Raw genomic sequence first — 14,957 nt, 5'->3', positions numbered from 1 at the left:
AAATCAAAGCCCCTGAAATTTTACTGTTCGTAAAATTTCAGGGGCTTTTCAGTTAGAGGTTGGGTTTTGTCCCAGCCTCATTTTTTATAGTAGAAGTGAAAGAAAGTCGAATAAACTCATTATTGTGATAGAGAAATCATTATACAATTATGTTTCGAACGCCTATTTTATTGCTTCCGCAATGTCCCTGAAAAGTTTGTGCCATTTTTGCGTTCGGCACTACAGTCAATCTCTGTCACTTTAATGGCATTATTTAAGTGCTCAAATTCGATAATGCAACGGTTCCCTTTGATTGATTCTTGCATAATTGCTTTTTTAGCAGATGTGATAACAGCGTAGCCTTCTGTTGTACCTTCATATTTACCATCATAGGCGGAGAGTCTGACATAAAAATCCTTGCTATTTGCACTTGAAATTGTTACATAGCGTGCATTACGCTCATATTGTCCTTTGCCCCACTGGTAGACATAGCGGTAGTTGCCATTCCACAGATTGCTGCTTGATGGGTTTTGCTGAAGGGAAGCATCTAGCTGTTTCTTTGCTTCTATAGCTCGTTCGTTTAAGGAATTGTTATCCTCATTTTTGTGTATGGCTTCTGCATCATCAGAAATATAGTAGAAATCCATGGAGTCCATGCGATATAGTAGCGTCACAACTTGCGCGCGGGTCATATTGTTTGTTGAGCCGAAAAACTTTTGTAAGTCGCGGTTTTCGTATTTTGGATTTTGTCCTGTTGAAATGGAGTGCTCCAATAAAAATTCGATAGAGCTATTTAAGTTTTGTTGTGCATCTGCTAAGTGAGCAATGGCTTGTGCCACAACACCGCGCTTAACAGGTTGGGAACGAATGGAATTATGTAAATAACCGTTTAGCGGAACACCGTAGCTTGCCAATGAATTATAAAATTCGTCAGACCATATTTCTGTTGTCGTTTGCTTTTTTAGTTCATCCTCTACTATCTCTAGCTCGAAATAATTAGCTAATAGTTTAGCGAATTGCTGTTCTGTAATCATTTCATTTGGTTTGAATGTACCGTCACTATAGCCATTAATAATTTCATATTTTTGTGCCCATAGTACAGCATCATAGGCAAAATGCTCCTTCGGTACATCTTTAAATCCCGCTGCTTCTGCGTGTAAGGCGGTTAGTATAAAAAAACAGGCAGCAATGACAACTGTATTGAAAATCGTTCTAAACACAAAAGCTCCCCCCTTCAAATTCCTACAGTAGCTGTTACTTCTAGTGTGACTGACTGCGAGGTAAAATTCAAGGAGCAAATCGTCCTAAATGGCAGTGCATATTAATACTATGTCTTTTTAGTATTTATGTTTATAATTGTAATTAAGGTATATTGACGAAAAGTAAATGCTTGGAGGGAAAGAGCCGATGAAAAAGAATCAAATGGCTACAGCGCTGCTGTTGTCTGCTTCTGTAGCTTTTGTTGCAGCGCCTATAAGCTATGCTGCTGAAGCATCAGATGCGGAAAAGCAAGCGGAAGAGGTAACGAAAAAAATAAACGCATTAACAAATAATTCAACAGCAGAGCAAGTATATGCAGCGCGCTTTGCTTATAATGCCCTTTCTGCCGAAGCAAGGGCACTTATTCAAAGTAATGTAATAGCTCGACTTGTCGCTGCAGAGGAACGTTTAAAAAATGCGCAAGAAGCTACAGATAAAAAAGCGAAGGCGGATGCAGAAGCAATCGAGCTAATGATTTATCGCCTTACATATAGTTCCTCAAAAGAGGAGGTTTATGCAGTAAAGGCCGCATATGATGAATTGTCTGCACTAGCAAAAGGTCGTGTAACAAGTCAAAGTTATTTATATTTAACAAAGCTACTTCAGGAAATTGCGAAGCAAGAAGCGATTATTGCAGCCGCAAAAGCAAGCGCAGCAGCGTTTGATAGATATATGGCGAATGTCACAAGACAATCTTCGGGAACGGTGTTAGCTAATGCGCGCTCATATTACAATCGCCTTTCCTACGAGGCAAAGCAATATGTGACGACATTATCAAAATTAGAAAGGCTAGAAGAGGCATACGGGAAAAATCCATCGGGACCACCGAAGCAGCCTACACACCCAAATACAAAGCAAGAGGATTTAACGGGCATTGTCGAAGTGAAAGATGACAGTAGACCCGCATCATTAAGTTATATTCCTGATAACGAGTATGGAACAATTGTGCCGGATAGTAGCGTGGATTTGCAATTTGTCAGAAGTGGTGATGAGCTATTTGCCTATGTTCCAGCAGATATTATTTATTACCAGCAGCAGCCAATTACGATTACCTCGTCAAATGGTGTTGAGGTGAAGCTACCAATTCAAGATTTAAAAGGTGTTAGTGGTACAGTTGCAGTAACATTAACGGTTGAGAACGATAAATTTTACTTTTCTGCAAAAGCGCGAGGCAATGATATTAGCTTTAGGGAATATGTGGAAATTACTCTCCCTACACAGGAATTTAAAGTTTCAAGAAATGCGATTGTGTATCAAGCAGAGGGCAAATTAAAGCGAACTCGAGTACCATTGAAGGTTGAAAAAAATGCCTTCATTGTGAAAACAAAGACATCTGGTAATTTTGTCGCTTCCATTATAGACTCGACTTCAAATTATTCTGATATAGAGGGTGACCCGAATGCTTACTATATAAATGAATTAGGAAGAAGAGGTATTTTGACGAACGCATCGGGTAGTAGTTACTTGCCAGCAAGGGCAGTAACGCGCGCTGATTTCGCAGTAATGCTAGCACGAGCAGCGAACTTATCATCTTCAAGCCCTACGCCATTTAATGATGTGCGCGGTAAAGCTTATGTGAAGGAAGTTCAGGCGTTACATGAAGCGGGGATTATGCCAGGGTCAGGAAGAGTCTATTATAATGCGAACGGACAAATAACGCGCCAACAGGCAGCCGTTATTTTAGACCGCTATTTGGAGCATTTAGGCGTAGATGTTTATCAAATTTCAAGAGCTGGGAACTTAAAATATACAGATGTATATATGCTGACGGAAGCAGAGCAAAAAAGTATTGCGTTAATGGATACATTAGATATTTTTACACCTAGTAAAAATGGCGAATTTAGACCGAATGCTACTTTAACACGCTCTGAAATGGCAAGAATACTGTATATCACAATGGAACTAGCAAACTTACTTTAAGTAGAAATCGGATTGAGTCTGAAAAAAGCGTGAGAAATCAACTTTGTAATGTTGGTTTTTTACGCTTTTATCACGAATAAAGGAGGAAAGCTGCATGCAATATTTATCGATAATCTTTTTCAATATTGTAGCACCGATTTTATTATTGCTACTTATCGGGGGCTTATTGCAAAAGAAGTTTTCCTTTAACTTAAAGGCGATGTCGCAGTTGATTACGTATTGCTTTATGCCAGCCGCTGTGTTGTTAAACCTATATGAAACAGCTATTCAGCCCAGCTTGATTGCTCAAGTTTTATTATTTATTCTCTTTTTTATCGGCGCACAAATGCTACTCGGCCACTTTATTGCAAAATTACTTCATCTTCCAAGGCAGGAGGCGGCAGTATTTAAAAATAGTGTTGTTTTAATTAATTCTGGAAATTACGGAATACCTGTAGCACAAATGATTTTTGCGACACAGCCAATTGGTGTAGCTATTCAAGTCATTATGGTTATTTTTCAAAATATAACGACCTATACATATGGTTTGTACAACTTGATTTCCACCTCGAAATCGGGCAAGGAAATTATTAAAGATTTTTTAAAAATGCCTATTATTTATGCGTTGATAGTGGGGATTTCATTAAATGTCCTGCACATTACAATCCCCCAGCCAATTTATATTCCAATGCGTTATGTGGCGGATGGCTTTGTTGCGGTTGCTCTTATTACACTAGGAGCGCAAATTTCCCAAATTGAAATGCGGGCAATGTTTAATAAGGTAGTTTTTATTAGCTGCATCACACGTCTTATCGTAGGACCTGCTAGTGCTTTCGTCGTTATTATTGCACTTCAGCTTGATGGGGTTGTGGCACAATCGCTGTTTATTGCCAGTGCTTTTCCGACATCACGCAATAGCTCTAGCTTAGCGCTAGAATATGACGTGGAGTCGGACACAGCAGCGCAAACAGTACTGTTTTCTACAATTGTTAGCTGTCTTACTGTCACAGTTGTCATTTATATGTCGGAGATATTATTTGGTTAAAAATAGGGAGGGGCTGTCGATGGTGCTTCTTCAAATTTTCACTTGTTAAAATAGCAAGAGCGTTTTTGAAGACGGGAGAAACACTGGGTTTAGCAGATTTTCCTTCGAATGAAAGCGAATAAGTGAAAATGAAATTTTCATTACATTGTAAAGAGGAAGCTATCCGAAAAGGTAGCTTCCTCTTTAGTCGGTATAAAATGAAACTTCAATCAGTAGGGGTTTTCCTCATCCCTACTTAGCCTTTAGCATATTTTCACTTAGGTCTTAAAGTGGGCGTCTTACTACCTGTTAATGTGGGATAAAACGATTGTTGAATTAAGTGTTGCTATTATCTAGTGTATGGGTTTGTTAAATCCATACCGTCTAGTGTTAAGCCCATTGCTTTTGCCACACCCTCACCGTAAGCAGGGTCAGCTAAGTAGCAGTGTAAAATATGGCGGCGTTTAATAAATTCTTCTACAGTACCCATTTCAGCTGCTGTCGTTTCAAATAGACGTTGCTGCTCTTCAGGTGACATTAAGCGGAAGAGCTTGCCTGGTTGCTCAAAGTAGTTGTTATCATCTGCACGGAAATCGTGAATACCCGCGTCACCATCAATGCGTAATAGTGGTTCAGCTAGCTCTGTATTGTGCTCCCATTCGCCGTAGCTATTTGGCTCATAGCTTAGTGTTGAGCCTAAATTGCCATCAAAGCGCATTGCACCATCGCGGTGGAATGTACGGAATGGACATTTTGGCGCGTTTACAGGAAGCATATAGTGGTTTACACCTAGGCGGTAACGCTGTGCATCCGCATAAGCAAAAATACGTCCTTGTAGCATTTTATCTGGTGAGAAGCTAATACCAGGAATAATATTTGATGGTGCGAATGCCGCCTGTTCTACCTCTGCAAAATAGTTATCAGGGTTGCGGTTTAATTCGAATTCGCCAACAGGAATTAATGGGAAGTCACCTTTATACCAAACTTTTGTTAAATCGAATGGGTTGTATGGTAAATTACGTGCTTCTTCTTCAGTCATAACTTGGATGTACATTTTCCATTTCGGGAAATCGCCACGCTCGATTGCTTCGTATAAATCGCGTTGTGAAGATTCACGGTCGCTACCGATAATTTCAGAAGCTTGAGCGCCTGTTAAATTATCAATACCTTGCTCTGTACGGAAGTGGAATTTTACCCATACACGCTCGTTGTTAGCGTTAATCATTGAATATGTGTGTGAGCCAAAACCATGCATATTTCGATAGCCTTTTGGAATACCACGGTCAGACATAACAATTGTTACTTGGTGTAGTGCTTCAGGTAATGAAGTCCAGAAATCCCAGTTTGAATTAGCGTTATGCATATTCGTGCGCGGGTCACGTTTAACAACGTGATTTAAGTCTGTAAAGTGTAATGGGTCACGGAAGAAGAATACAGGCGTGTTGTTCCCAACTAAGTCCCAGTTACCTTCCTCTGTATAGAATTTTAAAGCAAAGCCGCGAATATCGCGCTCAGCATCTGCTGCACCACGCTCACCAGCTACTGTTGAGAAACGTGCAAACATTTCTGTTTTCTTCCCAACTTCAGAGAAAATTTTTGCTTTTGTATATTTTGTAATATCATGAGTAACAGTAAATGTTCCAAATGCACCGGAGCCTTTTGCGTGCATACGGCGCTCAGGAATTAATTCACGGTTAAAGTTTGCTAACTTTTCGATTAACCAAACATCTTGTAGTAATAGTGGACCGCGTGAACCAGCAGACATTGAGTCATGATTGCTTACTACAGGTGCTCCACCGGCTGTTGTGAATCGGCGTTGTTTATCCATTGTCATAATGAATGTTCCCCCTAAAAAGTATTTTGAAAAACTCTACATCTATAATTATAGCAAAACTACATCATAATTTCTACTAAATTATAATAATTCTATTTAAGGAATTTGTTTTTTGTTCAGAAAATTTTGTAGTTTGAGGGGAAAAGTAAATAGGCTTGAGATTTAAGTAGGGGAAATGCTAATTAATTACGCCTTCCTTGACACTTGTCCAGATTTTCTCGAGCGTGCATGGAAAATCTATGACATCGGCTAAGGCTGACACCAACATGCTGTTAGTCACTTAGCCGTTACGCCCATGCTGCAATGTTTTTAGACTGAGCTCTTCTTTTTGCGAGTGATTTGGACATCTGCTGAAAGGAGTCTATGAAATGCATTTATTTCGCCATCTATAGAGGCGGGGGACCTTTACTGAAAGAAGTTAAATCATCATTTTACTTTAGACAGCACGCATTTTATGTTGCAAAAATGTGACGTTGATATATGCATTTTTTGTTTGAAAATAGGTATCAAAAGTAAAAGGATTGTAGCTCGGTTCAGCTTAAAAACATCATGTATATATAATATGATAAATATTGAAGCAGCAGATTGTGTAAAAAAGTTAGCCTATGTGTAGTCAACTGAAAATAAATTATCAATAATTGCTTATAATGCTTTTATGATTATATGGTTATTGAAAATGAGCTATACTAATTGAAAAAAGAAGGGGATATTTTGTAGTAATAGATGATAATGTACTAAGCTAGATAGCACAGCTTAACTTCTTTTAGCAATATTTTTGCGACGAGTAACCGCAGGAGCACATTCTTTTATACATATAGCAAGATGACAGATACAACAGTCTCTATATATGACGTTTTATAGGAATTTTAAGACTATAGGCGACCTTTTCATTTGTTTCTTATACAATAGAGGGTGACTATAGCGAGAAGGAGTCGCAATTTATGCAATTAACATTAACATTTATTATTTTAATCGCGACAATTACTTTATTTGTAACGAATCGTTTTCGTGCGGATTTAGTAGCGCTGCTTGCGCTAATAGCCTTTGTCGTATGCGGTATTTTGACGCCTGCCGAGGCACTTGTAGGTTTTTCGAATTCGGTTGTGATTATGATTGCTGGATTATTTGTAGTTGGTGCGGGTATTTTACGCACAGGGCTAGCGGGCATGGCAGGAAATCTGCTTTTGAAATGGTCTGGGGATAGTGAGCTCAAACTATTTATTTTACTGCTCGTCATCGTTGCAACAGTTGGGGCATTTATGAGTAATACAGGAACCGTTGCACTAATGCTACCAATCGTTGTAAGTGTTGCGATGAGCATACAGGCTAGTCCGTCCAAGTTTTTAATGCCATTGTCTTATATTGCAAGCATGTCAGGCTTGATGACATTAATCGCCTCGCCTCCCAATTTAATTGTTTCGCAGACTTTAGTTGATAATGGTTTTGACAAGCTAGGCTTCTTTACGATTACACCAATTGGTATTATTGCGACAATTACAGCGATTATTTATTTAGTTATAATTCGTAACAAGCTGCTGCCGAATGATAAAGAGCGTCTGCAAACGAATGCAGGCTATAAGTTATCGCCTAAAAAAATTGTGCAAGAATATGATTTGCATGATAAGCTTTTTTGCGTCAATGTGTCGGAGGGCTCAAGCATCGTGGGGCAAGGGCTAGCTGAGCTAAAGCTACCAGCAAATTATCATATTTTTATTATGAAAATTCAGCGTCGTGCTACAGAGGGAATCAATTTGCTGCCAATGACATATCAGGAGATGGCGGGCCCAACGAGTGTAATTCGACCAAATGACGCTCTTTATATTCAAGGGACACAGGAGGATGTTGAACGTTTTGCCACAGACTACCACTTAGCGATTGATTATATGACAGATGAACATGTTGAGGAGTTGATTTCGAAAAAAATCGGTGTGGCAGAGGTATTACTAACACCGCAATCAAGCTTAATTGGTGAAACGGTAAGCAAAATGGGCTTCCGTAAAAAATACAATTTAAACATTATAGGCATTAACCGCAAAGGTGACTATATACTGCAAAATATGGCGGAGCAAAGGCTGCGTTTTGGGGATGCTATATTAGTGCAAGGAACATGGGATGAAATTGATTTGCTGTCACGTGAAACACAGGATGTTGTCGTTGTAGGGCAGCCGCGTGAGCACGCGGGTGTGGCTGCAGCAACAGGGAAAGCGCCAATTGCTGGGGCTATTATGGCATTAATGGTTGGTTTGATGGTGTTTGAAGTGTTCGATGCTGTTATTTCAGTTTTAATCGGCGCTATTTTAATGATTGTCACAGGCTGCTTACGCAATATGGACGATGCCTACAATAAAATGAATTTTGAGAGTATTGTGCTCGTGGCGGCAATGCTTCCAATGGCAACAGCACTGCAAAAAACAGGGGGAATGGTGATTATTTCTGATGCCATCATTCGAGTGCTTGGGGACTACGGACCGTACGGCGTATTGCTCGGTATTTATATAGTGACAGTTGTTTTTGGTCAATTTGTCAGCAATACAGCAACAGCCGTATTATTTGCACCAATTGCAATGACGGCAGCCATCTCGATGGATGCCAATCCATACACATTTATGATTGCAGTTGCAGCAGCTGCTGGTATGGCTTTTGCGACACCAATCGCCTCACCGACGAACTCGTTAGTATTAACAGCCGGTGGCTATAAATTTATGGATTTCGTTAGAGTAGGTGTGCCGTTACAAATTATTATGTTTATCGTCATGATGATTGCTATCCCATTATTGTTTCCGTTTTAAAGGGGCGTCCGAAAAGCGTGCTAAAGCACCGCTTTTCGGACGCTTCATTTATGCTTCATTAAAATAATGGTCATTTAATATATGCGAGGTATTGTAAAAATCCGTACCAATTGCATCCAAATTTACTGTATAATAGCTTGCGGGAGGGATAAAATGATACGTGCATTAAAAGTGGGACTCAAGATTGAGTTAACGAATCGAAAAAACTTGTTTTTGTTGTTCATTGTTGCGCTTATTACGATAGGAATGATGTTTTATATCGAATCGCAATCTACGGGTAATCAAATTATTGAAAAGACGGGGGATTATTACTCTTCGCAGGCGGCGCTAACGAAGTTCCAAGTAGTTGATGCCTCAGATGATGGAGATGGCAGTGATTTATATAAAAATTTGAATAAGCAAAAAATTGCTGTTGCTCTACAAATTGCTGTATTAAAGATGAAAAATGATAGAGTTTATTACGAAACTTCTATTGAAATTGCTGAGCTACGCGCGGAGGCTTTTGAGTTAGAGGGATATGAAAAGGTAGCCTCCTTAATGCCATCGCGTATAAAAAATACATTGAACCATATGTATTTTTCCTATTTGTTAAAAACAGACAAGCCGGTAGCACAAAATCCGCTACAATATTTTCCGTTTTTATTACTGTTCTTTAGCATTGTTGGGGCAGGTTGGTATATTTTTATTAGTTTTTATACGAGCTCTATTTTGCTAGAGGATTTCGAGCATTCAAGCTTAATTAAAGGTTATCCGATACGTTTTGACCAATACATATTTACGAAATGTGTAACGCATTTTCTATACATATTGGCCTTTATTGCGGTCGTCTTTGTCTGCACATTGCCTTTAATATTTATGAATGGGCTGGGTGACGCGAGCTATCCAATTGCTGTTTATGTTGGGGAGCCAGCAATTTATTCGACACTTCATTATATCGCTCTAAGCATTGGCTATATGATTGTCGGGTCGATTTTCGCAATGTTGTTGTCTATTATTTTGAATGTAGTATTGAAAAATATGTATTTGACACTGTTTGTGCAAAGTATATTGTTCTTCTTGCCAGAGGTGTTTCCGTCGATGATTAGCTTCTTACCGTATAATCCATTCAATTTTTTGAATTTTAATAAAATTTTGAGTGGTTATCCTTTGGAACTTGCTCAGCCTGTAAGTTTAACGATGAATGTTGGGCTACTTGTCCTACTGATTAGCATCACACTTATGATGCTAATTATTAAAACATTCTTTTCTACAGGGAAAATAGCGAGAGCATAGGAGGGGACTACAATGTGGGCATACTTTAAATTTGAGCTTGTACAATTTTTTAAGAATAAGAAAAATATTGCGATTTATGTGCTGCTGCTATTCGCTGCACTGTTCTATGCAATTAAAATTGCACCTGCCTATGACCCGATTGAAAAGGTGGATGTAGATGAAATTGAGGCCCGTTATTTAACGAGAGAAACATTTATTCAGGAGATGGCAGATAGAAATTTACGCTTTGTACATCCCGCTGTGCGCTTTGCGCTAGACGTCTTTCATATGGTAAATCCATACGATCAAGAAAGGCTTGAAGCGCTAGAAAGTGGCGATTTGCAAAAATACGCAGCGGCAACTAGTCAATGGTACTATATTACGAACAGTTTTACGTATCGTAGCGATTCCTTTTTCTACAACCCTCGCTATTATACATATGGCAATCAATATGCGCATGAGGACGCATTTTATGCCTATTTAGAAACCGGCAAACGCTTTGAGGAGTTTGCGAAAGCAGATTATGCTTTATCAATTCCATTATTTGAGCAACGGACAGCATGGCAAACAGTGGAGCGTTTAATGAAAGGTGCTTTACCAATTGTGCTTATCGTTTGCGTCTTGTTATTGGCAGTAGATATTGTGACAAAGGACCGTCTGCATCCATCTGTACTGAAAGGTTTTCCAATTGCTGATTGGAAAAAGCTGTTGGTAAAAGGCTTTGTTACGTTTATTGGTAGCCTCGCTTTATTTGTGCCGTTAATAGCTGGCTTCCTCGTGATTGGGCTACAATTTGGCTTCGGGCATTTTGATATCCCAGTGCCACAATATATCCCAGATTATAAGGAGCAGCAGGAGGGCTTGTTTAAAATGATGTCTCTCGGCATGTTTTTAGTACAGTGCTTACAGCTATTATTGCTATGGTTTATCGCAATTATTACAGTTGTATTGCTGTGCAGTGTGTTGTTGCGTAATGAAGTGATTAATTTAGGCATTGGCTTCGTTATTATTTTTGCAGAGTATTTTTACTTTAGTCGCGGTATTGGATTTTTGTGGGATATCGAAAATTATCCGACATCTTATATTCAAGTTGGACAAATTGCCTCAAAAATACGCAATTTCTATTATAACGATGACAATATGTCGGTATTATTAGGGACGAAGCTACTGACGGTTTCTATCATTGTGATGCTAGCTATTACATTATGTATCTCATTAAATAAACGCTTTAAATTGGTGAAGTAGGAGGGGAATTGACTTGATTGAACTGCAAAATATAAAGCTTAGCTTTAGTAGCAAGAAAGTGTTAAATGATATTAGCGAAACCTTTCATCAAGGTGAGGTCATTGGGCTTGTTGCACCGAATGGAACGGGAAAATCTACTTTAATGAATGTCATGATGAATTATGTTGCACCTAATAGTGGAAAAGTGATATTTAAAAATGGTTTAACCTATTCAAGTAAAGCAAATGAGGTGAAAATTCATCAGCTAATTTCAATGATGCCTGACCAAAGCGATTTATATAACCATTTGAGCGGTCGTGACCATTTAAAAATCTATTGTACGATGTGGAAATCCGACCCGAAGCTTATCGACACAACGATTGCAGCATTAAACATGGGCCATTATGTCAATAAAAAAGCAGGCACTTATTCATTAGGGATGCGTCAGCGCCTATGTTTTGCAATGCAAATTGTTGCCAATACGGAAATTATGCTGATGGACGAAGTAATGAACGGACTTGACCCTATTAATGTAGAAATTATTTCAAACGTTCTTATGGAAAAAAAGGCGGAGGGTAAAATGATTATTATTGCCTCACATTTACTCGATAATTTAGAGAAATACGCGGATCGTCTATTTTTATTCAAAGATGGGAAACTAATGGATGTTGATGATATTGTTGAAGGTTTTAGTGAGCCAACAATGACAACAGTGCGCGTGAAAAATATGTCTAGTGATGTGAAGGTGGCATTCCAAACACGTTATCCAACGATTGCCCTGCAAACATTAGTTAATGATACGACCTTACTAACATTGGATAAAAAAGATGCCGAAACATTGGGAAGCATGACTGCCTATTTGGCTGAGCTACAGGTAAATGATTTTACATTTGGCAAAATAACCTTGAATGATTTATATGCGATGTATTATGGGGAAGAATCATAACAAATCGCCCATGTAGGATGGCGAATCGCCAATAGAACAAGAAGAACTGCCAATAGAATTAAGGAAACCGCCAATAGAACGTGGCAAGTCGCTGATAAATCAAAACAGCGTTCCGAATGCACTACTTTCGGGACGCTGTTTTTTATTAGTTACGAATTAAATAATCGAATGCGCCAAGAGCTGCTGTTGCGCCTGAGCCCATTGAAATAATGATTTGCTTGTAGGCACTGTCAGTACAATCACCCGCTGCAAATACGCCAGGCACGCTAGTCGACCCATGCTTATCTACAATAAGCTCGCCGAAGCGCGTACGCTCTAGTTCTTCGCCTAACCACTCTGTATTTGGTACAAGACCGATTAAAATAAAGACACCTTGTAAATCGATATGGCGCTCTTCGCCAGATTTAAGGTCTATGTAAGTAAGACCGTTCACTTTATCTGTACCTGTAATTTCTTTCGTTTGCGCTTGCGTCACAACTGTAACGTTCGGTAAGCTATACAGACGTTTTTGGAGTACCTCGTCTGCCTTTAATTCTGCGTTATACTCAATTACCGTAACATGCTTTACGATACCCGCTAAATCAATGGCAGCCTCAATACCTGAGTTACCACCACCGATTACAGCCACATCTTTACCAGCGAATAATGGACCATCACAGTGTGGGCAATAGGCAACACCTTTATTTTTGAATTCTGCTTCACCTGGTACACCTACATTGCGCCAACGAGCACCTGTTGATAAAATAACCGTTTTACTTTTTAAAACTGCACCGTTTTCAAGCTCAACTTCGATTAAATCTTTCTTCTCTAAACGTGTTGCACGCTGTAAATTCATAATATCGACCGGATAATCCTTTACGTGCTCCTCTAGGCTTGCTACTACTCGTGGACCTTCTGTATGCTTCGTTCCGATAAGATTTTCAATCGATAACGTATCATTTACTTGACCACCAAAGCGCTCTGCAACAAGACCTGTACGGATTCCTTTGCGCGCTGCATAAACTGCGGCGCTTGCGCCAGCAGGTCCACCACCGACAACAAGCACATCGAATGGCTCTTTATTGTCGAATTCAGCAGCATCTGGGCCACTACCTAGCTTACCTAAAATTTCTTCAAGCGTCATACGTCCGCTACCGAAAGGCTCACCATTTAAGTATACAGTCGGTACAGCCATAATATCTTTGCTTTCAACTTCTTCCTTGAAAGCTGCACCGTCAACCATTGTATGTGAAATATTTGGATTTAATACACTCATAATATTTAGCGCCTGTACAACATCAGGGCAATTATGACAGCTTAAGCTAATATATGATTCAAAGCGGTACTCGCCCTGAATGGCTTTTACTTGCTCAATGACAGCTTGCTCTACCTTTGGCGCACGTCCACTTACTTGTAATAAAGCTAAAACAAGTGACGTGAATTCATGACCAAGTGGTACACCTGCGAAAACAATACCTGTATCTTCATTTGCGCGATTCACGCTAAAGCTTGGCGTGCGTGGGAGTGTAGCTTGCTCTACAGTAATATGTGATGACATTGATTTTAGTTCATCTACTAATGCGAGCATATCGCGTGAAACGTCATCTGAGCCAGCACTAACTTTTAGAACAATATCGCCTTCTAGTAACTCTAAATATTGGGCTAATTGTGCTTTAATATCTGCATCTAATAACATGAGGGAAAACGACTCCTTATTTTGATAAGTTTTAATAATAATGGGCTTTTACAAGCAAATAAGTTTTTAGCATGAACAATACCTTAATAAAAAACAAGTAGCTGTCTGAGAAGCTATTGCGTAAGCATGCTTTTCAGACAGCCTTCTTTTTCTTAGATTTTACCTACTAATTCAAGGCTTGGTTTTAATGTAGCAGAACCCTCTTGCCATTTAGCTGGGCATACTTCGCCTGGATTGTTACGTACGTATTGAGCGGCTTTAATTTTGTTTACTAATGTGCTTGCATCGCGACCGATACCGTCAGCATTAATTTCTACAGCTTGTACAACGCCGTCTGGGTCAATAATAAATGTACCACGATTTGCAAGACCTGATTCTTCATCTAAAACGTCAAAGATTGTAGAAATTTGATGAGATGGGTCACCAATCATGATGTACTCGATTTTCCCAATTGCTTCTGAAGAATCGTGCCATGCTTTATGTGTAAAATGCGTGTCAGTTGATACAGAGTATACTTCAACACCTAGCTCTTTTAATGTTGCATATTGATTTTGTAAGTCTTCTAATTCAGTTGGACATACGAATGTGAAGTCCGCTGGGTAGAAGCATACAATACTCCATTTACCTTGGAAGTTTTCTGATGATACATCGATGAATTCACCTTGTTGGAAGGCCTGTGCTGTGAATGGTTCTACTTTTTTACCGATTAATGACATAATAAATTTCCTCCTTGAATTTAAAAGACTGCAATAATTATTCTACACGAATAGACAGCAATTGAGAAATGAAAGGCATTATAAATTTTAGATAATAAATAAGGCAAGATATGAGAAGCCTAATAATGCCAAGGAATACTAAGTTATCTGTGCTAGTCAATTCATATTAATAATAGTTATTGCTTTTTTATAATAATTATTGCTTACAACTAAAATTATGGTAGAAAACCGACTGCTCTGTCAAGGTTATGATAACCCAAAAAAAGTACATTATACGGAAAGTTCGAAATTTGTTCATAAAGAGGGAGTTATCCGAAAAGTTCACTTTGTTTTGCTACCACATTGAAATCAATATTTTCA

10 protein-coding genes are annotated in these 14,957 nt (G+C 39.0%); 6 read left to right on the top strand and 4 right to left on the bottom strand.

Annotated features, from left to right (window positions below; genetic code table 11):
* Window positions 1-167: 167 nt before the first annotated feature.
* The gene (locus tag MHB51_RS10435) at window positions 168-1,199 is read right to left on the bottom strand and encodes an S-layer homology domain-containing protein (protein WP_342558110.1); all 1,032 of its coding nucleotides are present in this window, start codon (window positions 1,197-1,199) and stop codon (window positions 168-170) included.
* A 187-nt stretch (window positions 1,200-1,386) separates the two neighbouring features.
* Between MHB51_RS10435 and MHB51_RS10430 the strand changes: the two genes are divergently transcribed.
* Complete coding sequence (locus MHB51_RS10430; RefSeq protein ID WP_161956355.1) at window positions 1,387-3,159, top strand: S-layer homology domain-containing protein; 1,773 nt, start codon at window positions 1,387-1,389, stop codon at window positions 3,157-3,159.
* Between the two features lie 94 nt (window positions 3,160-3,253).
* The gene (locus tag MHB51_RS10425) at window positions 3,254-4,183 is read left to right on the top strand and encodes an AEC family transporter (protein ID WP_342558109.1); all 930 of its coding nucleotides are present in this window, start codon (window positions 3,254-3,256) and stop codon (window positions 4,181-4,183) included.
* A gap of 328 nt (window positions 4,184-4,511) precedes the next feature.
* On the opposite strand, the gene MHB51_RS10420 is transcribed toward MHB51_RS10425, so the two are convergent.
* Window positions 4,512-5,996 (bottom strand): catalase, encoded by a 1,485-nt coding sequence (locus MHB51_RS10420; RefSeq protein WP_107941854.1) that lies wholly within the window; start codon window positions 5,994-5,996, stop codon window positions 4,512-4,514.
* Between the two features lie 941 nt (window positions 5,997-6,937).
* On the opposite strand from MHB51_RS10420, the gene MHB51_RS10415 reads away from it, so the two are divergent.
* The 4 genes from MHB51_RS10415 (at window position 6,938) to MHB51_RS10400 (ending at window position 12,206) form a co-directional block, all read left to right on the top strand.
* Window positions 6,938-8,785: an SLC13 family permease gene (locus MHB51_RS10415; RefSeq protein WP_066170475.1), complete on the top strand. Its 1,848-nt coding sequence runs from the start codon at window positions 6,938-6,940 to the stop codon at window positions 8,783-8,785.
* A 153-nt stretch (window positions 8,786-8,938) separates the two neighbouring features.
* Complete coding sequence (locus MHB51_RS10410) at window positions 8,939-10,057, top strand: ABC transporter (protein ID WP_066170471.1); 1,119 nt, start codon at window positions 8,939-8,941, stop codon at window positions 10,055-10,057.
* 12 nt (window positions 10,058-10,069) lie between these two features.
* Window positions 10,070-11,281 carry an ABC transporter permease gene (locus tag MHB51_RS10405; RefSeq protein ID WP_342558108.1) on the top strand — a complete coding sequence of 404 codons (1,212 nt, stop codon included), beginning with the start codon at window positions 10,070-10,072 and terminating at the stop codon, window positions 11,279-11,281.
* Between the two features lie 13 nt (window positions 11,282-11,294).
* Window positions 11,295-12,206, top strand: a complete 912-nt coding sequence (locus tag MHB51_RS10400) for an ATP-binding cassette domain-containing protein (protein ID WP_066170463.1) — start codon at window positions 11,295-11,297, stop codon at window positions 12,204-12,206.
* A gap of 145 nt (window positions 12,207-12,351) precedes the next feature.
* Here MHB51_RS10400 and ahpF read toward each other — a convergent pair whose 3' ends face one another.
* Window positions 12,352-13,881 carry an alkyl hydroperoxide reductase subunit F gene (gene ahpF / locus MHB51_RS10395; RefSeq protein WP_107941860.1) on the bottom strand — a complete coding sequence of 510 codons (1,530 nt, stop codon included), beginning with the start codon at window positions 13,879-13,881 and terminating at the stop codon, window positions 12,352-12,354.
* 152 nt (window positions 13,882-14,033) lie between these two features.
* The gene (ahpC, locus tag MHB51_RS10390) at window positions 14,034-14,597 is read right to left on the bottom strand and encodes an alkyl hydroperoxide reductase subunit C (RefSeq protein ID WP_107941862.1); all 564 of its coding nucleotides are present in this window, start codon (window positions 14,595-14,597) and stop codon (window positions 14,034-14,036) included.
* Between the last annotated feature and the right edge of the window lie 360 nt (window positions 14,598-14,957).

The organism is Metasolibacillus sp. FSL K6-0083 (assembly GCF_038630865.1).
GTDB lineage: Bacteria > Bacillota > Bacilli > Bacillales_A > Planococcaceae > Metasolibacillus > Metasolibacillus fluoroglycofenilyticus.
The sequence above is the reverse complement of the archived record's forward strand: the minus strand, read 5'-3'. Positions and strand labels throughout refer to the sequence as shown.